The sequence below is a fragment of the Acidovorax sp. LjRoot194 genome, from assembly GCF_964253015.1.
Taxonomy (GTDB): Bacteria; Pseudomonadota; Gammaproteobacteria; order Burkholderiales; family Burkholderiaceae_C; genus Acidovorax.
This window is the reverse complement of the sequence record NZ_CAXUQB020000001.1, coordinates 2,094,439-2,117,500: the sequence shown is the minus strand read 5'-3', so window position 1 is coordinate 2,117,500 and position 23,062 is coordinate 2,094,439. Positions and strand designations below refer to the sequence as shown.

Sequence of the window (23,062 nt, the reverse complement as noted above, 5' to 3'; positions counted from 1 at the left end):
TCGCGCAGCTTGGCTGCGAAGCGCTCGGGGTACTTCATGTCCTGCACACGAAGGGCGCGGCGTGCAATCTTGTCTTCATAGGCCGGGCCGATACCGCGGCCGGTGGTGCCGATCTTCTCGGTACCGCCCTCTTCACGCGCAGCTTCCCGGGCCACGTCGATGGCAGCGTGGAAAGGCAGGATCAAGGGGCATGCCTCGCTGATGCGCAGGCGCGAACGCACTTCAACACCCGCTTTCTCAAGGCCTTCGATCTCCTCGAACAGCTTGGCCGCCGACAGCACGACTCCATTGCCGATGTAGCACTTGACGCCAGGGCGCATGATGCCGCTGGGAATCAGGTGTAGAGCAGTCTTCACGCCGTTGATCACCAACGTGTGACCCGCGTTGTGCCCCCCCTGGAAGCGAACGACACCTTGCGCGCTTTCGGTCAGCCAATCGACCAGCTTGCCCTTGCCTTCGTCGCCCCACTGGGTTCCGACCACCACTACGTTGCGACCTTTGGTTGCTTTCATCTCTCACCCACTTCAATGATTCAATTGCTCAAACAGCCTGCACGACCCAGCGGTCCGCAATCTGCACCAGTTCCCGGTCACAGTGGAATTCATCCACTTCGCTTTCATGCCCCGGCAGGACACAGACCACCGTCTCCCCTGCCCTGCGCAATTGCGCAATGGCAGCATTCACGTCGGCCGCCTCGCCCCACGGCGCGCGGATCGCTGCCTTCAAGGCGCGGGGGGATACCACACCCACGACCTGCTTGATGTCCAGGCTGAAGCCCGCTGCAGGACGGTTGCGGCCAAACACGGCGCCGACTTCGTCGTATCGCCCGCCACGCACCAGGGCATCGGTCGCTCCAGGGGCGTAGATGGCAAAACGCGCGCCGCTGTAATAGGCATAACCACGCAGATCAGCCAAGTCGAACGTGACGGAGGCCTGGTCCAAGCGAGAAGCCAACCACTTCAAATTTGATAGCAGCTGGGGCACGCCAGGAAAGCGGTGGAGCGCTTTTTCCGCCTCATCCAGCACCTGATGGTCCCCATAAAGATGGGGCAACGCCAACAGCCCCTCTCGAGAATCCTGTGGAAAGCCCCGGGTCAACGACGCCAATTCGCTGGTGTCCTTGGCTGCGAGCGCTGCATGGATGGCGCTGAGCAGTTGCGCAGTGAGCGGGACATCCGCCAGCAGACTGCGCACGATGCGGACATCCGCCAAGTCGATCGTCGTATCCAGGACATTCGCCACGCGAAGGCACTCACGCGCCAGCTGCAACGCTTCGAGGTCGGCTTCTAACCCGGCATGCCCATAGATCTCTGCGCCAAACTGCAGGGGTTCGCGGGTGGCATGTGGACGGTCGGGCCGGGTATGCAAGACCGGGCCGCAATAGCACAGTCGTGTGATTCCCTTGCGATTGAGCAGGTGTGCATCGATGCGGGCCACCTGCGGCGTAGTGTCCGCACGAAGACCCATCGAACGACCTGACAGCTGATCCACCAGCTTGAAGGTCTGCAGATCGAGTGCCTCGCCAGTGCCGGTGAGCAAAGACTCCAGGTGCTCCAACAGGGGTGGCATGACCAGCTCATAGCCGTAGCAACGGGCTGTATCAAGCAGCCCGCGACGCAATTCTTCGATGTGCCGCGCTTCGGACGGCAAGACATCGGCAATGTGATCCGGAAGGACCCAAGCAGACATGAGAAAAGGGGAGGCTGTTAAAACCGTGATTCTACCGGGAGCCGGGAGTGGCCCCGAAAGACATCCAGTGAGGAGCGCTGGCGGAACTCAGAACCAGAGCATCGCCAAGCCAGCCAGGATGACCAGCAGGGCGAAGAAACGGATCTGACCGTCCCGCAACTGCGCGATATGACTGACTGCACGCCGCCAGCCCTGGGGCGAGAGAAAGGGCAATGCCCCTTCAATCACAAGCACCAGCGCCAGTGCAATCCAGAGGCTCTCGGAGTTCACTGCAGGCGGCGAGCAGGCACAGTCGGAGACGACTACTTGCGTGCAGCCGCTGGCGCAGCGGTCGAGGTACCGCCTCGGAAGGTCTTGAAGAACTCGGACGAAGAAGGGTCCAGCACCATCACGTCGCTCTTCTTGCTGAAGCTTGCCTTGTAGGCTTCGAGGCTGCGATAGAACTGCGCGAACTGCGGATCGCGGCCAAAAGCCTCGGCATAGATGCGCGACGCTTCGGCATCGCCCTCGCCCTTGATCTTCTGCGCATCACGGTAGGCATTGGCCAGAGCCACCTCGCGCTGGCGATCCGCGTCGGCACGGATCTTTTCGCCTTCAGCCGCGCCGGTGGAACGCAGTTCGTTGGCAACGCGCTTGCGCTCGGCCTCCATGCGGCGGTAAACGGATTCGGTGATCGCTTCCACATAGTCGACGCGGGTGATGCGCACGTCCACCACATCCACACCCCACGGCTTGGCACCACGCACCGTTTCCAGCACTTCGCGCTTGACGTCGGCCATCAGGGCCTCGCGCTTGAGGGACAGCAGTTCCTTGACCGTCCGCTTGTTGATCTCTTCCTGGAATGCATTGCGCACCACGCGGTTGAGCTGCATCGCACCTGCGCTTTCGTCCAGGCCCACATTGCGGATGTACTCCGTGGGCTCCGAAATGCGCCAGCGGACGTACCAGTCGATGACCACACGCTGCTTTTCAGCTGTCAGCATGGGTTCGGTGTCGCTGCTGTCCAGCGTGAGAAGACGCTTGTCGATGTACGACACGTTCTGGAATGGGGGCGGCAACTTGAAATTGAGCCCCGGCTCGGTGATGACTTCCTTGATCTGGCCCAGTGCATACAGCACACCAAACTGGCGTTGGTCCACGACAAAAAGCATGGAGCTCATCAGGGCAAGCACCACCAGCAACGTGGTTGCGATAAATCCGACTCTGTTCACGAGCAGCTCCTAGCGAGATTCACGATCGCGGGTGCGACTGCTGTCGCGCGCCCGGGGATCATTCGAAAAGGTGGACGACGGGGCAGCAGGTGCTGCCGCAGGCGCAGCAGGACTCGTCGCTGCAGCCGCATCGGCAGGGCCGGTATTGCTTGCAACGCCCTGCATGATCTTGTCGAGCGGCAAGTACAGCAGATTGGAGCCTTGGCGCGACTCGACCAGCACCTTGGTCACGTTGCCGTAGATCTGCTGCATGGACTCGAGGTACATGCGATCACGGGTGACCTGGGGCGCCTTCTGGTACTCGGCCAGGATGGACGAAAACCGCTGCGCATCACCTTGTGCTTGCGCCACGATGCGGGCCTTGTAGGCAGCCGCTTCTTCGTTCAAGCGCGAGGCAGAGCCGACCGCACGTGGAATCACATCGTTCGCGTAAGCCTGCGCTTCGTTCTTGGCGCGCTCGCGCTCCTGGCCGGCCTTGAGCACATCATCAAACGACGCCTGTACCTGCTCTGGGGGCCGTACGCCGCCCTGCTGCAGGTTGATGCCCACGACTTCGACGCCGACCTTGTAGCGATCCAGGATTGTCTGCATGAGCGCACGCACCCGCGGGGCGATCTGGTCACGCTCTTCGGCCAGGGCCGTATCCATGCGCATCTTGCCCACCACCTCGCGCACAGCTGTTTCTGCCGCTTGCACCACTGCGTCGGTCGGATTCTTGCTCTCGAACAACCAAGCGCGTGCGTCGCTCAGGCGGTACTGCACTGCAAACTTGATTTCAACGATGTTCTCGTCTTCCGTGAGCATGGCCGACTCACGGAGACCGGTGCTCTTGATGACCGTGTCACGCCCGACATCCGCCGACCGGATCTGCGTCACAAAAACCAGTTCGTGGCGCTCGATGGGGTATGGAAGGCGCCAATTGAAGCCGGCGCCCACGGTGCTCTTGTACTTGCCGAACTGGGTGATGACCGCCTGCTGGCCTTCCTGAACGATGAAGAAGCCAGTACCCATCCAGATGACGAATGCGATGCCGACGATCAGTCCGACACCAACGCCTGCATTCTTCATGTCGGGCTGAAAGCCGCCTCCGGAACCGCCGCCACTGCCAGTTCCGCGTCCACCGCCATTCTTGCCGCCGAACAATCCACCCAGCTTGCGATTCAGATCACGCCAGAGTTCATCGAGGTCTGGCGGCTGCCCGTTGCTCGGACGCTGGTCGCCGCCACGATTGCCAGAGGGCTGATTCGACGGGCGATCGTCAGGCCGTGCGCCTTCATCGGGTTTGTTGTCATCGCCTCGCCCCCATCGGGGATCGTTCAAATTGAACATGCCCCGGATACGTTCTGGAAGCGAAGCCCAGCGTAGGGTGCGATTTTGAAAAGTCATGCGCAAAGTCTCTGGTTCTCTGATGGCATTGGTAATGCGGCATTGTGCCCAATCAGGGCAAAGCCCCCGGCAATTCAATGGCGTTATCAGGGGTCATGTCCTGCCGTGTTGCCTCGATCACCTTGGCCGCCAAGGCACTGCGAAGCGTATCCACCCCTTCGCCGGATCGCGCACTGACAAACAGGCGGGGGAGCATGACTCCGTCCACTTCATAGTGGTCCTGCAGCACCGCCGGGCGTTGCTCAGGCGAAAATGCGTCCAGCTTGTTGAAAACCAATAGCTGCGGAATATCCGCCGCTCCGATTTCATGCAGCACCTTCTGCACCTGGGCCATCTGTTCCGGAAATCCAGGATTGGAGGCATCCACCACATGCAGCAGCAAATCGGCGTCTACAGCCTCTTGCAGCGTGGCCTGGAACGCGTCTACCAACCCGTGAGGCAAATCGCGGATAAAGCCGACGGTATCGGACAAGGATACCGAGCGACCCGCATCACCGAGATACAGCTGCCGCGTGGTGGTGTCCAGCGTCGCAAAAAGCTGGTCGGCCGCATAAGCCCGGGCTTTCACCAGCGCATTGAAAATCGTCGACTTGCCAGCGTTGGTGTAGCCCACCAAAGATATGTTGAAGGTATCGCGCCGCTCGCGCTGCCTGCGCTGGGTGGAGCGTTGGCGCTTGACCTTGACCAGCCGTTCCCGGGTGCGCTTGATGGCGTCGCTGATCATCCGGCGATCGAGTTCGATCTGCTTTTCGCCAGGGCCGCCACGCGCACCAATGCCCCCTGTCTGTCGTTCCAGATGGGACCACCGGCGAACCAGACGGGTGCTGACGTAGTGAAGCTTGGCCAGCTCGACCTGCAACTTGCCCTCGTGGCTGCGCGCACGCTGGGCGAAGATTTCCAGGATCAGCAAAGTACGGTCGTTGACCGGAAGCTCCAGATGGCGCTCCAGGTTGCGCTGCTGCGCCGGACTGAGTGATTGATCGAAAAGAACCTCCACCGCGCCGTGCATCTGCGCCAGCGTCCGAATCTCGTCTGCTTTGCCGCTGCCTACGAACAGCGCCGCATCGGGCGCTTTTCGTTTGCAAGTGATTTTTGCGACCGGATTCATGCCTGCCGTTTGCGACAGCAGGCCCAGCTCTTCGAGATCGCCATCGAAATGGGGAAGACCGAAGTCAACCCCCACCAGCAGCACCGGAGTGCCGCCTGGAGAAGAAATCGTTGGCGAACTCAAGGAAGACGCCCTACCGGCAATAAGCGGGCAAAAAACGAAGGCTGGTTCAGATGCGGAGTCTTAAGCGCTGGCGCTGTCTGCATCCGCAGTGTCGGCCGTAGAGAAGTTGACAGCGCGACCAGGAACGATGGTCGAGATGGCATGCTTGTACACCATCTGAGTGACCGTGTTGCGCAGCAGCACAACATACTGGTCGAAGGATTCAATTTGCCCTTGCAGCTTGATCCCGTTTACCAGGTAGATGGAAACTGGAACATGCTCCCGACGCAGTGCGTTCAGGAAGGGGTCTTGAAGAAGTTGGCCTTTATTGCTCACGATATTCTCCGTGTTCAGAAGTGTTGTTGTAAACCATCACCTTACCACACGCCAGAGGCCTCGCCAGCCTCGCAAGGCATGGCCCTTCAAGCCCCCGGCTTTTGTGTCAGGCGTCGTCCTTGTCCGCAAAGGGGTTGTGGGACGTCTTCATTTCAATGCGCAGCGGCGTGCCAACCAGATCGAACTCCTTGCGGAACCGGCCTTCCAGAAAGCGCTTGTACGCATCCGTCACATGCTCCAAAGAATTGCCGTGGACCACGATGACCGGAGGGTTCATGCCGCCCTGGTGCGCATAGCGCATCTTGGGCCGGAACATGCCGGCCCGCTTGGGGCTTTGGAACTGCACGGCTTCCAGCAGAAGGCGCGTAAGCACGGGCGTGGACATCTTGCAGGTAGCTGCCCTGTGGGCCTGCGCCACAGACGCCCAAAGCGGACCGAGCCCCTGCCGCTTCTTGGCAGAGATGAAGTGCATCGCTGCAAACTTCAGAAATGCAAGGCGGGTTTCGATCGAACGCTCCAGCAACTGGCGCTGGTAGTCGTCCACCGCGTCCCATTTGTTCACGGCCACCACCACCGCGCGCCCACTCTCAAGGATGTAGCCGGCGATGTGCGCGTCCTGGTCGGTCACGCCTTGGGTGGCGTCCAGCAACAGCAGAACCACGTTGGCGGATTCGATCGCCTGCAGCGTCTTGACCACCGAAAACTTCTCGATGGCTTCAAAGACTTTGCCCTTGCGCCGGAGGCCCGCGGTGTCCACCAGTTCAAACCGCTGGCCATTGCGTTCGAACGGGACCGAAATCGCATCGCGCGTCGTGCCTGGCATGTCGAAGGCGACCAAGCGCTCCTCACCCAGCCAGGTGTTGATCAGCGTCGATTTGCCGACATTCGGGCGCCCGGCCACGGCCAGCTTGATAACGCTCTTGTCCTGCTCGGCATCGGCCTCATCAGGGTCCGGAAGATTCAGAGGCTCAAGCGCCTTGTCCACCAGGTCGCGAATCCCCTGTCCGTGGGCCGCAGAGACGGGATACACCGAGCCAAGGCCCAGCTCGTAGAACTCGGCAAGCTGCACGCCTTCCAGCATGCCCTCTGCCTTGTTGGCGACCAGGATGCAAGGCTTGCTGAGCCTGCGAAGGTAATTCCCGATGTCGTGATCCTGCGCGGACAAGCCCGCACGGGCGTCCAGCACAAAAACCACCACATCGGCTTCTGCCACTGCCTGCTGGGTCTGCTTGGCCATCTCGCGGTAAATGCCGCTGGACGCATCAGGCTCGAAACCACCGGTATCGATGACGATGTACTCGTGCTTGCCCTGCTTGCCATTGCCGTAGTGCCGGTCACGCGTCAGCCCGGCGAAGTCTGCAACGATGGCGTCGCGGGACTTCGTCAGACGATTGAAAAGCGTCGACTTGCCGACATTCGGACGCCCGACGAGGGCGATAACTGGCTTCATTGAATAAGACCGATCAATCAATCAGGACGGAATCCGTAGATTCCGCCGTTACGCGTCACCACCACAAGGGTGTCAGCAGCCACCACAGGCGCTGCAGCAATACCGGAGCCGTCCGTGGTCACGCGGTTCAGGGGCGAGCCATCCGCACGGGACAGCAGGTGCACCAGTCCGGTGTCATCCCCGACCACCACGGACCGCCCCAGCAACAAAGGAGCCGTCAACTTGCGGTGCTTAAGCCTGTCGGTCGTCCACAACCGCGAGCCATCGCTGCGGCGCCATGCGACGACAGCGCCATTGCTCTCAGAACCGAAGATCGCGTCACCGTCGCCGTGCACGCCCTCGGCACCACTCGCCGGCTGCGTCCAGGTAGTCGATCCGCGAGCGACATTCACACAGCCGACGGCTGCCTGGAATGCACGGGCGCAAATGCTGTCTGCAACCCGGCTCGTGCGGCCGACCAGTTCCACCAGACGCTCCACATCGTTGGTGCCGCGCGAACTGCCCAGCGGGGCCTCCCAGCGGACACTGCCGTTGTCAGGATTCAGGCCCACCATGCGGCCCGAGAAACCCACCACCAAGGTATCGCCGACGGCCAGCAGCACACCGGCCTGCCGAAGCACCAGTGCCTCGCCGGGCCGCTGCTGGTTCCAGAGCTTGCGCCCCGTGGCACCATCGTAGGCCGCCACGGACCGGTCGGCGGACAGCACGAACACACGACCGCCAGCGACCAGCGGTGGCGTGAAGACCTGTGCGGCCAGCGGCTGGCGCCACCGCTCTTTTCCGGACTCCAGCAGAACCAGCGCATTGCTGCGCAGGACCACGGCGGCAGACTTGCCATCGCTTCCCACGCCCGCCGACAGAGGCTCTGCCAGCGTGGCCCGCCACAGATCACCGCCGGTGCGGGCATCTACAGCCGCGACCACACCGTCCGCCGATGCCAGCGTGACAACGTTGCCAGCGACATGCACATCCAATGGCAGGGTGCCCACGTTGCCAATGCGCGCCGTCCAGGCCTGCCGCACGCCGAGAACAGCCACATTGGCCCCGAGGTCTGCCGGCAAAGGCTTGGAGCTGCCACTGTTCCAGAGCGAGCAACCCGCCAGCGTGGCCAACAGCATCACCGCAGAAACACTGCGCACGAAAGAAACGCCGCCCACAGGGCTGTTGCTACGGACGAGCTTCATGATTACTTGGCCCCTTCGACAGGTGCAGTTGCCGGTGCGGTTGCTGCAGCCACCGCTACGCCTTGCGGCGCAACACCCAATGCACCCAGCTTGATCTCAACCAGGCGGCGGTACTCGACGCTCTCTTCCAGGCCCTTGTAGGCCTTGGTGTACTCGGCAACCGCTTCAGCGCGCTTGCCCTGCAAAACCAGGATGTCACCCCGCCGATCAGCGAACACGGCATCGAACTCGGCAGGAACGCTGCCAGTGACAAGCTTGAGGGCTTCGTCGTAGTTCTTTTGATCCATCAGCACACTGGCCAGGCGCAGCTTGGCGATGGCCTTCAAGCCTTCGTCGCTGGCATGTTCCGCCACCCAGCCCAGCGCTTCCTTGGCAGCATCTGCATTGCCTGCATCCGCTGCCGTTTTGGCAAGGGTCAACCCGGCTTGAGCGGCCTGCGCAGTGCCTGCGTACTTGCTCTTCAGATCGCCGAAAGCCTGGGTCAGGCGTGCCTGGTCGCCCGCGCGAGCGGCCACGTGCACGGCATCGAACAAAGCTGCAGCCTGGGTGGCCTGGCGGTTCTGCCAGTACTGATAGCCCTGCCAAGCAGCGAGAGAGCCTGCCACCACCAGCAGCACCGAGCTGATCAGAGTGCCCCAGGTATTCCAGAAGTGCTTGAGCTGGTCAAGCTGTTCTTGTTCTTCAAGGTCGAGATGTTTTGCCATGGATGTGTTCGGTTTAGCTGTTGGATTGTAGGGTGGACGCCCATTGAGCGACTGCGGCCAGGGGATGCTCGGCCTGCGCACCGCCCGCGCCATCGCGCAGCGACTTGACCACGACCATGCCTCTGGCGAGCTCATCCTCGCCAAAAATGAGTGCATAGCGTGCGCCGCTGGCGTCTGCCTTCTTGAATTGCGACTTCATGCTGCCCATGCCCTCGCCTCCCGCAGGGGCGGCGTGCATCTGGACGCTGATGCCCGCAGCGCGAAGACCCTCGATGGTGCTGACCGCCACAGGCAATGCGGCAACGCCGGGGATCACTGCATAGGCATCGGGGACCAACGCGGGCACCGCGCTGGCCTGCTCCTTCAGGAGTTCCAGCACACGCTCCACACCCAGCGCCCAACCGACGGCCGGTGCCACTTTGCCGCCGATCTGCTCGATAAGATAGTCGTAGCGGCCGCCGCCGCAGATCGTGCCTTGGGAGCCCAGTTGGTCCGTGATGAACTCGAACACGGTCAGGTTGTAGTAGTCCATGCCGCGCACAAGACGGGGATTGACGGTCCAGGCAACTCCGTTGGCAGTGAGGATGGCTTTGACCGCATCGAAATGCGCGAGGGACTCTTCGCCCAGGAAATCGATCAGGCGCGGTGCGGCCTCTACCAGCCCCTGCATGGCGGGGTTCTTGGTGTCCAGAATCCGCAGGGGATTGCTGTGCAGGCGCCGACGTGCCTCTTCGTCCAGCAGCTCGGCATTTTTTTCAAAATAATCAATCAACGCAGCGCGGTGCGCCTTGCGCTCGTCCGGCTCGCCCAAACTGTTGAGTTCCAGACGCACGTTCTGCAGGCCCAGTTCACGCCACAGCGACTGGGCCAGCAAGATGAGTTCTGCATCGACTTCTGCCCCCGGAAATCCGAGTGCCTCGGCACCGATCTGGTGGAACTGGCGATAGCGCCCACGCTGCGGGCGCTCGTGGCGAAACATCGGGCCCATGTAGTAGAGCCGCTTGCCCCCGTCGTACAGCATCGAATGCTCGGCCACCGCACGGACCACACCGGCGGTTGCTTCGGGACGCAGCGTCAGGTGTTCGCCATTGAGCCGGTCTTCGAACGAATACATTTCCTTCTCGACGATGTCCGTGACCTCGCCCAGCCCCCGCACAAAAAGCGGGGTGGGTTCCACGATGGGCGTACGGATGTTGCGGTACGCATAGCGGGCCATCAGGCCGCGGACTTTGGCCTCCAGCCACTCCCACCGGGCGGACTCGGGCGGGAGAATGTCGTTCATGCCTTTCACGGCCACCAGCTTTTCGGCCTTGGGCGGCGCGGCGATTTTTTCGTTACTCACAACTGTTCTTTTCCTGGATCTTGCACAACGGAAGAGTGCCACTGCAGCGCATTCCACACGGGGGCCGTGTGGAATGCGCCAGGCGGGCTGTCAGCTTGCAGCCACCGCAGCGCCGAAACGCTTCTCGATGTACTGCTCGACAATTCGATGGAATTCGTTGGCGATGTTGTCGCCACGCAGGGTCAGGGCCTTTTCGCCGTCGATGAACACGGGGGCCGCAGGCGCCTCGCCGGTGCCCGGCAGGCTGATGCCGATGTCCGCATGCTTGCTTTCGCCAGGGCCATTGACGATGCAACCCATGACCGCCACCCGCAAGCCCTCGACGCCGGGGTAGCGCACGCGCCACACAGGCATCTGGGCGCGCAGAAAATCGTCGATCTGCTTGGCCAGCTCCTGAAACGTGGTGCTGGTGGTGCGTCCACAGCCTGGACATGCGGTCACGCTGGGCACGAACACGCGCAGGCCCAATGCCTGCAATATTTCGGACGCGACGACCACTTCCTGGGTGCGTGCCTCGCCGGGTTGGGGCGTCAAGGACACACGGATGGTGTCGCCGATGCCTTCTTGCAGAAGCACCGAAAGGGCAGCAGCAGATGCCACCGTGCCCTTGGTGCCCATGCCCGCTTCGGTCAAACCCAGGTGCAACGCATAGTCGCAGCGGCGCGCCAGTTCGCGGTACACAGAAATCAGGTCCTGCACGCCGCTGACCTTGCACGACAGGATGATCTGATCGCCATTGAGGCCCATCTCTTCAGCGCGGCGCGCCGACTCGATGGCCGACGTGATCAGCGCCTCGTACATCACTTGCCGCGCTTCCCAGGGAGTGGCGCGTCGGCTGTTGGTGTCCATGAGGTCGGCCAGCAGTTCCTGGTCCAGGCTACCCCAGTTCACGCCGATGCGCACCGCCTTGTCCCAGCGCATGGCGGCTTCGATCATCTGGCCGAATTGCTTGTCCCGCTTGTCTCCCTTGCCGACATTGCCGGGGTTGATGCGGTACTTGGACAACGCCTGGGCACAATCTGGGAAGTCCGTCAAAAGACGGTGGCCGTTGTAGTGGAAGTCGCCCACCAGAGGAACGCTCTCACCCATGCGGTCCAGCTGCTCGCGAATGTACGGCACGGCCGCCGCGGCCTCGGGGGTGTTCACGGTAATGCGAACGAATTCCGAGCCCGCCTGGGCCAGTTCCTTGACCTGGATGGCAGTGCCGATCGCATCCACCGTGTCCGTGTTGGTCATGGACTGCACACGGACCGGGGCATCTCCGCCCACGGTCACCACCCGCGAACCCCACACAACCTTGGCTTGACGGGACCGCCGGGGCAACGGAGACGCGACCGCAATGGGTCCGAATTCACCTGGGAGCTTTTCCACTATTTCACCTCGAAACGGGCTACGTTCTCACGCGATACACCCGTCAAATCAAAAGGCTTGCCGCGCACAAAGACTTCCGTCGCATCGGCACGGCCGATCACCACCGCCAAGGGCGCCGGCGCGCTCACGGAGACCGACTCGTCGGCGGCAAGATTGCGCTGAAGCACCACAGCACCCGCGGCGTCCTTGACCTGCACCCACGACTGGCTGCGCGCACGCAACACCAACGTGCCAGCCGCTGCCGCCGCGGCACTGGCCGGTTCGCTGGCTGCTGCGGCAGGCGCAGGCGCCATCGCCTGGCCAACAGTTGCCTCAGGCGCCGAGGCCGCTGGCCTCACGGTGGCGGGTGTGGCCGCAGTGGCTGACCTATCCGTCGGCGCTGCCGCTGGATTCACCGGCACCGTCTCCACCACTGAATTGGGCGGGGCTGGCGGTGATGCCGACACCGGCTCGCCTGCACCGGGTTCAGGTTGCGTTGTAGACCCGGATGACAAAAGAGACAGGCCGCCCGGCTGGCGCGGGAAGAAGAACACTGCCAAGGCCCCGACGAGCAATACCAGCACCACCAGCGACACGGACCGCGACCATGTGTTGGAGTTCGACGAAAACGATGCGGATGACGACGACTTAGCGGCACTGGGCTTGACCGGCGCATTCAACCCCGCGCTGTCGGCAGACAAGCGCGGGCTCTGGCTCTGCGGCAGCAGCGAGAGGATGGGACCCGGGTCCACCTTGAGCGTCCGGCACACGCTGGAGGCCAGCGCGCGCACGAAGACAATGTCCGGGAGTGCCGCGTAGTTATCGGCTTCCAGCGCCTCGAGCTTGTTGACAGGTACCTTCAACGCCACGGCCAGAGCTGCAATGTGCAGCCCTGAAGCCTCGCGTGCCTCTCGCAGCAGTTGCCCAGCCGTCACTGTCACGGCACCACCCTCCACAACCTCACTCATTGAAAGCCCCGCGTTCGTATGCGCCCAATTCACGGGATTCCGGGAACCGCTTGCGCAATTGGTCCACCAACTGCCGCATCGCCACTGTGTCGCCCAGGGCGCGCTCCACCTTGATGCCCAGCCACAGCGATTCGGAATTCGCAAACTGGCCGTTGTTCAGGCGACGGATATAAAACTGGGAACGGGTGAGCTCATTGCGCCGCAGGAGCAACGCAGCCAGGTGATAGCCGACTACGGGATTGGCGGCATCCAGTTCGTAAGCCTTCAGCATCGACTGTTCGGCCTCGGCAAACTGCCCAGCGCCAGACTGGCAAAGTCCACGCGCCATCAAAGTTTTTGCCCGGGCGGGATAGGACGGAATGGCCAGCGCACGCACAAAATACTGGTCCGCATCCGAATACTTCTGCTGCTGGCACAGCAACCAACCGTAGTTGTGCAACAAATTAGCGTCGTTACCACGCAACGCCAAGGCACGGCGGAAACTGTCGTCGGCCTGCCCCAGATCGTTCAGGCGCATGTAGATCAGACCGCGGAGATTGAAAGCATCCGCGTAGTTCGGGTCCGAGACAAGCGCCTGCTTCACCTCGTCCAGCGCCACGGCTGTCTGGCCATTTTCGAAATAATTGGATGCCAATTCCAGACGGATGCGCGCGCGGCGGCGCGTTTCGGGCTCGTCGGAAGGCGTGACCATGCCCGCGTTGGAATCGCTGGCGCCACTGCCAGGATTGGTTGCGCAGCCCTGAAGCACCGCCAAACAGGCGACTGACCCACACGCCACAAGTGTCCAGCGGCCCCATTGCTGCCAGCGTCCAACCAATCCCACCATGTAGCGCCTCCTTGAAGTAAGCCGTTGTCCGTCGATCAAGTCACCGGTTTGAGAACGATTGTGCGCTGCTTCGCCATGCGTTCAGCGGCACGTGTGCGGTCCTTGACATCACCCGCCAGTTGCCCACAGGCGGCGTCGATATCATCGCCGCGGGTCTTGCGCACTGTCGTGACGATACCTGCGTCGCTCAAGACTTTGGCAAAAGCCAGCACCTGATTCTGCGGCGAACGCAACAGCCCTGATGCCGGAAACGGATTGAAGGGGATCAGGTTGAACTTGCAGCGTACACCAGCGCCTCGCGCCGGCCGGACCAACTCGATGAGCTGGTGCGCATGCTCGACCTGGTCGTTGACCCCGTCCAGCATGCAATATTCAAAAGTGATGAAGTCGCGGGGCGCGTGCGCTAGATAGCGGTTGCAAGCCTCGAGCAACTCCTTGATGGGGTACTTGCGGTTGAGCGGCACGAGGTTGTCGCGCAGCGGATCGTTGGGTGCATGCAGCGACACCGCCAAGGCCACAGGACAATCCTGCGACAGGCGGTCCATCATGGGCACCACACCGGACGTGGACACCGTGACACGCCGGCGCGACAGGCCATAGCCGTGGTCGTCCAGCATGGTGCGCAACGCAGGCACAAGCGCCGAGTAGTTCTGCAGCGGCTCGCCCATTCCCATCATCACGACATTGGAGATCACCCGCTCGCCGGTATTCAGGCGCTTGCGCAGCGCGTGCTCAGCAAACCAGAGCTGGGCGATGATTTCGCCGGTGGTCAGGTTTCTGCTGAAACCCTGGTGCCCTGTAGAGCAAAAGCGGCATCCCACAGCGCAACCCGCCTGGGATGAAATACACAGCGTGCCACGGTCGTCCTCGGGGATGAACACGGCCTCCACGGCATTGCCGTCACCCACATCGAACAGCCACTTCACCGTGCCGTCCGACGACACATGTTCAGAAATGACCGGTAGCGCCTCGACCCGTGCACAGCCTTTGAGCTTGTCGCGCAAGGCCTTGGCGAGGTCGCTCATGGCGTCGAATTCGCTGGCGCCGCGCTGGTGGATCCAGCGGAACAGCTGGGTGGCGCGAAACCGCTTTTCCCCCAGTTGCTCGCAAAAGGCGGCCAGGCCGTCGAGATCGAATTCGAGCAGGTTCGTGGTCATCGCAACGACCTCCCATGAGGTCGGGCGCAGTGCTCCCCATGGCGCAGACATCCCGCAGCGGGAACAGGCATGGGGATCACCATATCAACGCGAGTAAACGTTCAGGCCAGGGAAGAAGAAAGCGACTTCCGCAGCAGCCGTTTCGGCAGCGTCGGAGCCATGCACTGCATTGGCGTCGATGCTGTCAGCGAAGTCAGCGCGGATGGTGCCGGCTTCTGCCTTCTTGGGGTCGGTGGCGCCCATCAGTTCGCGGTTCTTGAGAATGGCGTTTTCGCCTTCCAGGGCCTGGATCATCACGGGGCCGGAGATCATGAAGTCCACCAGGTCCTTGAAGAAAGGACGCTCTTTGTGCACGCCGTAGAACTGTTCGGCTTCCAGGCGCGACAGGTGCACCATGCGGGCGGCCACAACCTTCAGGCCAGCAGCTTCAAAGCGGGCGTAGATCTGACCGATGACGTTCTTGGCCACTGCGTCGGGCTTGATGATGGAGAGAGTGCGTTCGATTGCCATGTTGATTTCCTGAATGATGAATTAGCTGTGATTCGTTTGCCCAGCGGACAAAGCCCTCGATTCTAACCGGGGCCGCCGCCGGATCGATGTGTCAACGTCCGCCGCGCCGAGGGCCACCGCCGCTGCTGCCGCTACCACCGCCACCGGGACGGCGCTTGTCCTGGCGTTGGCGCGCGAGGCTGTCGGTGCCGATATAGCCGACCGAGGTTTTCATCGGGTCGGGTTGCGCGCTGCCTCCCGAGCCGTTGCCGCGGCCGCCCTGGCCGCCGCCATCACGGCGCGGTTTTTGTCCGCGTGCAGGGGCTTGTCCGCCAAATGCTCCCGTAGGATTCGGAAAGCCGTCGCGGCGGGGGCCGCCGTTGCCGCGGGACGCGTTGCGGCCTCCACGCTGGCGTTTGTCACCATTGCGGGCGCCAGCATCGCTGTTGGCACCTGAGAACGCATCACCACGCGCCGGCGCACCCTCTGAGGCACCGGCGTCGGCAGCCCGGACCAGCGCACGTATATCGCTGTCGTCGAGCTCCAGCCAGGCACCCCGCTTGAGCCCACGCGGCAAGACCATGGCGCCGTAGCGGATACGAATCAGGCGGCTGACGGCATGGCCCACCGCTTCGAGCATGCGACGCACTTCGCGGTTGCGCCCTTCGGAGATCGTGACGCGGTACCAGCAGTTGGAACCTTCGCCACCGCCATCTTCGATGGAACCAAAAGCGGCCATGCCGTCGTCCAGGCGCACGCCGTCCAGCAGTTTTTGCTTTTCTTCGTTGCTGAGTGCACCCAGCACGCGCACCGCGTACTCGCGCTCCAGCCCGAATCGGGGGTGCATCAGCTTGTTGGCCAGCTCGCCAGAGCTGGTGAACAGCAGCAACCCCTCGGTGTTCAGATCCAGACGGCCCACGGACTGCCACTTGCCCTGCATCAGGCGCGGCAACTTGCGGAATACGGTAGGCCGGTTTTGCGGGTCGTCATGCGTGACCACCTCACCCACTGGCTTGTGGTACGCGATCACGCGGGCCGGCGGGGGATCGATACGGTATCGGATCGGCTTGCCGTTGACCTTGACCTGGTCGCCGTACTGAATGCGCTGGCCGATGTGGGCGGGTTCGTTGTTGACGGAGATGCGCCCCTCAAGGATGAGTTGCTCCATCTCTAGCCGGGAGCCCAGACCTGCCTGCGCCAAGACCTTGTGCAGCTTGGGGGTTTCTACCTGGGGCAGCAGCACGCGCTTGGCGGGCGCGACCTCGTCAGAGGTTTCCTCGTCGTCAAAGCGGCCCGACACCACGTCTTCGAACTGATAGCCCTCCACCGCCAGTGCAGGCCGGTTGCCCTTGGGGCCACGGCCCTCGCCATCGGGGCGCGGAGGGCGCTGACCGCGGGGTTGGCCCTGGGACGGACGGCGGTCGCCACGCGAAGGCACGTCGGCCGCCCTGGCAGCATCAGGCACATCCACCGCTGCGTTCGAATCTTCAACAGGGGCGGTTTCGTTGCCGGGATGCGATGGAGACACGTCCGGTTCTGCGGGCTGCTCCGATGCCTGTGGCACAACGGCGGACGCCGCGTCCACGTGCACCGGATCCACCGTTGCATCCGCATCCACCACGGCAGGGGCCGCCTTCTTGCGGGGCGCGCGCTTGGCTGCAGGCTTCTTGGCCGCTGCGGCGGGTTCTGCCTCCGGCTCGGCTGCCGGGTTGTCGGGGGTCGAATCGTTCATCAAGTTTTTCCCTGGATACCACCCTGGGTATCGGCATCGTCATCGTGGAGACCTGTCTCCACATCGTCAAAAAAATTGTCCGTCTGGGGCACGGGTTCTGGTTCCAGCACCGAGGCTGGCTCTGGCTCTGGCTCTGGCTCTGGCTCTGGCTCTGGCTCTGGCTCTGGCTCTGGCTCTGGCTCTGGCTCTGGCTCTGGCTCTGGCTCTGGCTCTGGCTCTGGCGAACTCGGCGGTTCGGCCTGCGCCAGCCCGGGGGCCGCAGCCGCAGCCTCGTCCGCCAGTACCACTGCTGCAGGCGCCGGCTCGCTCGGGACTTCCGGCTCGGGCTCGATGACTCCCTGCGCCGCTGCAGCCATGGCCTCCAGCACATTGGCGTTGCCCGACGGGTCGTCCAGCACGGGCAACTGGTCGAGCGACTGCAGGCCCATGTCGTCCAGAAACTGCCGCGTGGTCGCAAACAGCGACGGCCGCCCCACGGTCTCACGGTGGCCGATGACCTCGACCCAGCCCCGGTCCTCCAACTGCTTGATGATCAGGCTGTTGACCGTCACGCCCCGAATGTCTTCGATATCGCCCCGCGTCACGGGCTGGCGGTACGCAATGATCGCCAGGGTCTCCATCGTGGCCCGGGTGTAGCGCGGCGGCTTTTCGGGGTGCAGCCGGTCCAGATACTCGCGCATTTCCGGGCGGCTCTGAAAACGCCAGCCTGTGGCCACCTGCACCAGTTCGACGCCACGCTGCGTCCACTCCAGCTGCAGATCCTGCAGTAGCAGCTTCAAGGTGTCGGACCCCAGTGCGTCGTTGAACAGCACACGCAGCTCGCGCAAAGGCACAGGCTGCTGCGCGCAGATCAGCGCAGTTTCGAGGACCCGTTTGGCATCCACCGTGTTCATGGTTTGGCGATTCCTGGAAAAGTGGCACGCGTCGCGACGGGTGTCACATCAACAGCAGGGGGCAATCAATAGCAATGGCGCACTGTGCAAGGCGCCGGCGCGACGCAAGGGCCCGGCGGGATTCCGTCTTCGGGCGGGGGCCTGTCTGGCCCGTCAGGGCGCATTGTAGCCCAGGCCCCATGCAGCAAGGGCTTGGCGCATATCCTCGGGCACCGGGGCCATGAACTCCAGGGCCTCGCCCGTCACGGGGTGGGCGAACGCCAGGCGGTAGGCATGCAGCGCCTGCCGCTGCATCGCCTTCACGGGCGCGCCGCCGTACAGCACATCCCCCACCAGCGGGTGTTTCAGGGACGCCATATGCACGCGGATCTGGTGCGTGCGGCCTGTGTGCAAGGTGCACTGCACCCAGCAGCCCTGCTCGGCACCGTCCAGCCAGCGGATGTCCGTGCGCGCTGCCTTGCCAGCGTGTACCGCCAGGTCCACCACCGCCATCCGCAAGCGGTTGCGCGGGTCCCGGCCGATGGGCGCGTTGACCGCGCGGGTTTTCGGCCCGCTCCAGGCACCGTGCGCCAAGGCCACATACTGGCGCTTGACCTGGCGCTCGGCGATCAGCGCCACAAGGGCGTCCATGGTGGCGCGATCCCGGGCGACCACCATCAGGCCGCTGGTGTCCTTGTCGAGTCGGTGAACGATGCCTGCGCGCGGCACCAAGAGCGCCTTTTCGTCGCGCGCCAGCAACCCGTTGAGCAGGGTGCCGCTCCAGTTGCCTGGCGCCGGGTGCACCACCAGGCCGGCAGGCTTGTTCACGACCAGCAAATGGGCATCTTCGTAGACCACGTCGATGTCCATCGGCTCGGGCCGGAAAGCCTGGCTCTGCAGCGTGGGCCGCATCTCCAGCACGACCTGATCGCCTGCCTTCACCTTGGCCGATGCCTTCAGCGCCGGCGCTCCCTGCAGGCTGACCATGCCTTGCGACAACAGTTGCTGCAGGTAGCTGCGCGAGAACTCGGGCACCAGCTCCACCAGTGCCCGGTCGAGCCGCGCGCCATGCTGCGCAATGGCGACGGTCATCGTGCGAAGTTCGCTGGCGACGTCTTCCGCCAGCCCCCCCGAGTCTTCGGACTCGTCGGTCTCCTCGGCCAGCAGATCGCTCTCACCGGCCTGTACCGCCTGCACAGCGGAGCTCATACCGCTGGGCGGTGGGGTAACCACGGTTTTAACGCGCTGGCAGGTAGCGGGACGGGTCGACAGGCTTGCCCTGGCGGCGGATCTCGAAGTGCAGCTTCACGCGGTCGGCGTCGGTGCTGCCCATCTCGGCGATCTTCTGGCCCTTGCGCACGGCTTGGTCTTCCTTGACCAGCAGCGTCTGGTTGTGTGCGTAGGCGGTCAGGAAGGTGTTGTTGTGCTTCAGGATCACCAGGTTGCCGTAGCCGCGCAGGCCGGCACCGGCATAGACCACGCGACCATCGGCCGCGGCCAGCACGGGGTCGCCCGCCTTTCCTGCGATGTCGTAGCCCTTGTTGCGCGCCTCGTCGAATCCTGCGATCAGCGAACCCGGTGCGGGCCAGATGAAGGCCAAGTCATCTTCACCACCCGCAGCGGCTGGAGCGCTGGGCGCGGCAGGCACAGGTGCTGCGGCGACCACCGCGCCGGACGCAGCTGGCGCTCCAGGCTTGGCGGCACTGGCAGGCGGCACGGGGCCGCTGGCAGGAGTGGCGGGTGTCACCGAGGACGAGGCCACCGGGCGCGTGACCACGCCGGTATCGGACGCCACCGCTTGCGACACAGCCCCGGGAGCCACTACGCGCAGCACCTGGCCGACTTCGATCAGGTTGGCGTTTTCCAGATTGTTCCAGCGGGCGATGTCCTTCCAGCTCTGGCCGGATTCGAGCCCGATGCGAATGAGGGTATCCCCAGGCTTGACGGTGTAGTAGCCGGGTTTGCCAGCGTTTTCTGCGCCGGGCAATGGCTTGATGGGTGTACCCACCACCACGCCGGACTGCGCACCCGCTGAAGGTGCAGAAGACTGGGACGAGGTGCCCCGGTCTTCCACTGGAGCCCTGTTCAGCCGGGTGCCGCAACCGGTGAGGGCAAGCCCCGCCAGCGCCACGGTAAACCCGACCACAAGACCACGCGATACGAACATAAGCATTCCCTTTGAACCGTGTTGTGCACTCGTGTGCTCACGAAAACCGGTAAAAGGCCCGGCAACAAGGCGCACGATGCGCCAAGAGATGAATACCGCAAGCGGGCTGCAGAGCAGCAGCCGGACCTTTTCCCGGCTTTCCCAATGCGCTGGGCCATGAGGTCAACGTTTGTGCAATGACAATCGCTGACCTCATGGCCCAAGGAGGACACGCGCAAGAAAACTGCGGCCCTCTAGGCAACCCCCGATTTTAGGGGGACAAAATGTACGGGCTCCAGCACGTTTTGTTTCAATCCGTGCGGGGTTTTGTCGATCACAAGCAACATCTGCTGGCCGCCTGACACGGCCATGGGTGCCACCAGCCGTCCACCGACCGCCAATTGTTCGCACCACGCCTGCGGCACGGCATCACCGCCTGCCGCCGCGATGATGGCCGCGTACGGCGCACCCTTGGCATAGCCCAGCATCCCGTCCCCAAAGAGCAGATGGACATTGGCCAGACGAAACGGCCGCAGGTTGCTGCGCGCCTTGTCGTGCAACCCGCGCAACCGTTCCAGGGTGTAGACCTCCCGCGCCAAGTGGCTGAGCACTGCCGCCTGGTAACCGCATCCGGTCCCGACCTCCAGCACCCGGCCCAGCCCGCCGGAGCGCGCGATCTCAGCGCCCAGCAGCAACTCGCACATGCGGGCCACCACATTGGGCTTTGAAATGGTCTGGCCGAGCCCAATGGGCAGGCTGGTGTCTTCATAGGCCTGGTTGACCAGCGCGCTGTCCACGAACTGGTGGCGCTGCACGGCCCCCATGGCCTGCAGCACGGCCGTCGACGTGATGCCGCCGGCGGCCAGTTTTTGCACCATGCGTGCGCGCACGGCCGCGGAGTCGAGCCCCACACCCGACGGCGAAGGCGCCTGCGATCGACCGCCTGCCGGGGCAGCTGGCGCCGGTCGGGCGGGCGCGGGCGCCGCTGTACCCGGCAGACGGGCCGGGAATCCGGGGCGGCGCTGCTGCATCGTCACGCCTTCGGGGCGTGGGCCGCCCCTGACGCCAGGCGCGACGCCGTCTGCGCCCAATAACCCAGGTTGTCGTGGTCGGTCAGGTCCACCTTCAGCGGGGTGATCGACACATGGCCTTGCACGGTGGCGTGGAAGTCCGTGCCCTCTGCATCGTCCTTGGCAGCGCCCGCGCTGCCGATCCAGTACATCGCCTCACCCCGCGGGCTTTCCTGCACGATGACGCGCTCGGCCGCATGGCGGCGGCCCAGACGGCACAGCTTGATGGGCTTGAGCACATCCAGGGGCAGGTTGGGAATGTTCACGTTCAACAGCCACGGTGTTTCATTGACCAACTGCTGCGCGCGCATTTGCTCCACGATCTCGCGGGCCTTGGCCGCAGCCGCCTCGATCTCGCCCCAGCCCTTGTCGACCTGGGAGAACGCGATGGCCGGAACGCCGAACAGATAGCCCTCCATCGCCGCACCCACGGTGCCCGAGTAGATGGTGTCGTCGCCCATGTTGGCGCCATTGTTGATGCCGGAGACCACCAGGTCGGGCCGGTAGCCCAGCAGCCCCGTGAGCGCAATGTGCACGCAGTCGGCCGGCGTGCCGTTCACGTACCGAAAGCCGTTGTAGGCCTTGGTGACGGTCAGCGGCGAGTGCAGCGTCAGCGCATTCGACTTGGCGCTGTTGTTGTGCTCTGGCGCGACCACCTCCACCTCGACCCCGTCAAGGGTCTTGAGCGCGTCGTGCAATGCCACGATGCCCGGAGCCTGGTAGCCGTCGTCGTTGGAGATCAGAATTTTCATGGGTTGCAGCAGGGGGTTGCAACCGATTGTAGGTCGCAGTGCCCCGCCCGCCCCGCCCTCGCGCGCCAGCCAAGGCCGTCGCTCGTGGGACAACGCGCGCCCGGGCCCCCCACATATCATGCGTCTCACAAAATTGACCGGAGACCCATTCCATGCACGCTTGGCTTTGCACCAACCCCGTCGGCGTCGACGCCCTGGCCTGGACCGAACTGCCCACGCCCACGCCCCAAGCCGGCGAGGTGCTCATCGAGATCAAGGCCGCCAGCCTGAACTTTCCCGACCTGCTCATCGTGCAGAACAAGTACCAGATGAAGCCGCCGCTGCCCTTTGTGCCCGGCTCCGAATATGCCGGCGTGGTAGCGGCAGTGGGTGACGGCGTGACGCACTTGAAGGTCGGCCAGAACGTGGCCTGCCTGTCCGGCACAGGCGGCTTCGGCACGCACACCATCGCGCCCGCTGCGCTGTGCATGCCCCTGCCTGACGGCTTCTCGCATGTGGACGCGGCCGCCTTCATCATGATCTACGCCACGTCCTACCACGCGCTGGTCGACCGCGCCGCGCTCAAGTCCGGCGAGACGGTGCTGGTGCTGGGCGCCGCCGGCGGCGTGGGCACCTCGGCCATCCAGATCGCCAAGGCCATGGGCGCGCGCGTGATCGCAGCGGCCTCAAGCGACGAGAAATGCGCGCTGTGCACCTCCATCGGGGCGGACGCCACCATCAACTACAGCAAGGACAACCTGCGCGAGTCCATCAAGGCACTGACCGACGGCAAGGGCCCCGACGTGATCTACGACCCGGTGGGCGGCGACTTTGCCGAGCCCGCGTTCCGCTCCATCGCCTGGCGCGGCCGCTACCTGGTGGTGGGGTTTGCGTCCGGCCCCATCCCGGCCCTGCCCTTCAACCTGGCGCTGCTCAAGGGCGCGTCCATCGTGGGCGTGTTCTGGGGCGACTTCGCCAAGCGCGAACCCAAGGCCAACGCCGCCATGATGGGCGAGCTGGCGCAGTGGTACGCCCAAGGCAGGATCAAGCCGGTGATCGACCGCACCATGCCCATGGCCGAGCTGCCGGCCGCCTACGCGCACATGGGGTCGCGCGGCGTGATGGGCAAACTGGTCATGGTCAACTGACAGCGGCAGGGCGCATCAACCCGCGCCCGCCACCCCGGGTCACCGGCGTTTTTGCCCTCCG

Annotated in this window: 23 protein-coding genes (1 of these 23 cut by a window edge); 1 reads left to right on the top strand and 22 read right to left on the bottom strand. The window is 63.7% G+C overall.

All coding sequences use genetic code 11. The features are described 5' to 3' along the window. From ACSQ3N_RS09590 to surE, 22 genes are all read right to left on the bottom strand, one after another. Positions 1-512, bottom strand: the beginning of a protein-coding gene (locus ACSQ3N_RS09590; protein ID WP_056173962.1) for an adenylosuccinate synthase. The gene continues 865 nt to the left of window position 1, outside the view; the window shows 512 of its 1,377 coding nt (coding positions 1-512); it begins with the start codon at positions 510-512; the stop codon falls past the left edge of the window. Between the two features lie 28 nt (positions 513-540). Further along, a complete protein-coding gene (locus ACSQ3N_RS09585) occupies positions 541-1,689 on the bottom strand; it encodes an ATP phosphoribosyltransferase regulatory subunit (RefSeq protein WP_056173959.1) in 1,149 nt (382 codons plus the stop codon). 87 nt (positions 1,690-1,776) lie between these two features. Then, the gene (locus ACSQ3N_RS09580) at positions 1,777-1,959 is read right to left on the bottom strand and encodes a DUF2065 domain-containing protein (RefSeq protein WP_056173956.1); all 183 of its coding nucleotides are present in this window, start codon (positions 1,957-1,959) and stop codon (positions 1,777-1,779) included. Between the two features lie 32 nt (positions 1,960-1,991). Continuing rightward, positions 1,992-2,900 (bottom strand): protease modulator HflC, encoded by a 909-nt coding sequence (gene hflC / locus ACSQ3N_RS09575; protein WP_056173953.1) that lies wholly within the window; start codon positions 2,898-2,900, stop codon positions 1,992-1,994. A 9-nt stretch (positions 2,901-2,909) separates the two neighbouring features. Beyond that, entirely contained in the window at positions 2,910-4,286 is a 1,377-nt protein-coding gene (gene hflK, locus ACSQ3N_RS09570; RefSeq protein WP_436146135.1) for an FtsH protease activity modulator HflK, read from the bottom strand. 52 nt (positions 4,287-4,338) lie between these two features. Beyond that, a complete protein-coding gene (hflX, locus tag ACSQ3N_RS09565) occupies positions 4,339-5,517 on the bottom strand; it encodes a GTPase HflX (protein WP_436146134.1) in 1,179 nt (392 codons plus the stop codon). 60 nt (positions 5,518-5,577) lie between these two features. Continuing rightward, positions 5,578-5,832 carry an RNA chaperone Hfq gene (hfq, locus tag ACSQ3N_RS09560; RefSeq protein ID WP_056173944.1) on the bottom strand — a complete coding sequence of 85 codons (255 nt, stop codon included), beginning with the start codon at positions 5,830-5,832 and terminating at the stop codon, positions 5,578-5,580. A gap of 106 nt (positions 5,833-5,938) precedes the next feature. Beyond that, positions 5,939-7,282 carry a ribosome biogenesis GTPase Der gene (gene der, locus ACSQ3N_RS09555; protein WP_056173941.1) on the bottom strand — a complete coding sequence of 448 codons (1,344 nt, stop codon included), beginning with the start codon at positions 7,280-7,282 and terminating at the stop codon, positions 5,939-5,941. A 17-nt stretch (positions 7,283-7,299) separates the two neighbouring features. Then, complete coding sequence (bamB, locus tag ACSQ3N_RS09550; protein ID WP_436147940.1) at positions 7,300-8,400, bottom strand: outer membrane protein assembly factor BamB; 1,101 nt, start codon at positions 8,398-8,400, stop codon at positions 7,300-7,302. A gap of 68 nt (positions 8,401-8,468) precedes the next feature. Beyond that, positions 8,469-9,170 (bottom strand): YfgM family protein, encoded by a 702-nt coding sequence (locus ACSQ3N_RS09545; protein WP_436146133.1) that lies wholly within the window; start codon positions 9,168-9,170, stop codon positions 8,469-8,471. A gap of 13 nt (positions 9,171-9,183) precedes the next feature. Then, positions 9,184-10,452, bottom strand: a complete 1,269-nt coding sequence (gene hisS, locus ACSQ3N_RS09540; protein WP_436147939.1) for a histidine--tRNA ligase — start codon at positions 10,450-10,452, stop codon at positions 9,184-9,186. A 150-nt stretch (positions 10,453-10,602) separates the two neighbouring features. Then, on the bottom strand, positions 10,603-11,883 hold the full coding sequence (gene ispG / locus ACSQ3N_RS09535; protein WP_436146132.1) for a flavodoxin-dependent (E)-4-hydroxy-3-methylbut-2-enyl-diphosphate synthase: 1,281 nt from the start codon (positions 11,881-11,883) through the stop codon (positions 10,603-10,605). After that, entirely contained in the window at positions 11,883-12,803 is a 921-nt protein-coding gene (locus tag ACSQ3N_RS09530) for a helix-turn-helix domain-containing protein (RefSeq protein WP_436146131.1), read from the bottom strand. Before ACSQ3N_RS09530 ends, ispG begins: the two co-directional genes overlap by 1 nt. 19 nt (positions 12,804-12,822) lie before the next feature. Beyond that, positions 12,823-13,656, bottom strand: coding sequence for a type IV pilus biogenesis/stability protein PilW (gene pilW / locus ACSQ3N_RS09525; protein WP_056173927.1), 834 nt, complete (start codon positions 13,654-13,656; stop codon positions 12,823-12,825). A gap of 35 nt (positions 13,657-13,691) precedes the next feature. After that, the gene (gene rlmN, locus ACSQ3N_RS09520; protein ID WP_056173924.1) at positions 13,692-14,813 is read right to left on the bottom strand and encodes a 23S rRNA (adenine(2503)-C(2))-methyltransferase RlmN; all 1,122 of its coding nucleotides are present in this window, start codon (positions 14,811-14,813) and stop codon (positions 13,692-13,694) included. Between the two features lie 84 nt (positions 14,814-14,897). After that, on the bottom strand, positions 14,898-15,323 hold the full coding sequence (gene ndk, locus ACSQ3N_RS09515; protein ID WP_056173919.1) for a nucleoside-diphosphate kinase: 426 nt from the start codon (positions 15,321-15,323) through the stop codon (positions 14,898-14,900). A 91-nt stretch (positions 15,324-15,414) separates the two neighbouring features. Continuing rightward, on the bottom strand, positions 15,415-17,034 hold the full coding sequence (locus ACSQ3N_RS09510; protein ID WP_056173916.1) for a pseudouridine synthase: 1,620 nt from the start codon (positions 17,032-17,034) through the stop codon (positions 15,415-15,417). Beyond that, positions 17,034-17,927: an SMC-Scp complex subunit ScpB gene (gene scpB, locus ACSQ3N_RS09505; RefSeq protein ID WP_436146130.1), complete on the bottom strand. Its 894-nt coding sequence runs from the start codon at positions 17,925-17,927 to the stop codon at positions 17,034-17,036. The genes ACSQ3N_RS09510 and scpB overlap by 1 nt, the downstream gene beginning before the upstream one ends. A 153-nt stretch (positions 17,928-18,080) precedes the next feature. Further along, complete coding sequence (locus tag ACSQ3N_RS09500; protein WP_056173911.1) at positions 18,081-19,115, bottom strand: RluA family pseudouridine synthase; 1,035 nt, start codon at positions 19,113-19,115, stop codon at positions 18,081-18,083. A gap of 28 nt (positions 19,116-19,143) precedes the next feature. After that, positions 19,144-20,073, bottom strand: a complete 930-nt coding sequence (locus tag ACSQ3N_RS09495; protein WP_056173909.1) for a peptidoglycan DD-metalloendopeptidase family protein — start codon at positions 20,071-20,073, stop codon at positions 19,144-19,146. A gap of 233 nt (positions 20,074-20,306) precedes the next feature. Continuing rightward, complete coding sequence (locus ACSQ3N_RS09490; RefSeq protein ID WP_056173906.1) at positions 20,307-21,083, bottom strand: protein-L-isoaspartate(D-aspartate) O-methyltransferase; 777 nt, start codon at positions 21,081-21,083, stop codon at positions 20,307-20,309. Between the two features lie 2 nt (positions 21,084-21,085). Continuing rightward, complete coding sequence (gene surE / locus ACSQ3N_RS09485) at positions 21,086-21,874, bottom strand: 5'/3'-nucleotidase SurE (RefSeq protein ID WP_056173904.1); 789 nt, start codon at positions 21,872-21,874, stop codon at positions 21,086-21,088. 152 nt (positions 21,875-22,026) lie between these two features. Here surE and ACSQ3N_RS09480 point away from each other — a divergent pair, with 152 nt between their 5' ends. Next, positions 22,027-23,001, top strand: coding sequence for an NADPH:quinone oxidoreductase family protein (locus tag ACSQ3N_RS09480; RefSeq protein ID WP_056173901.1), 975 nt, complete (start codon positions 22,027-22,029; stop codon positions 22,999-23,001). Positions 23,002-23,062: the final 61 nt, after the last annotated feature.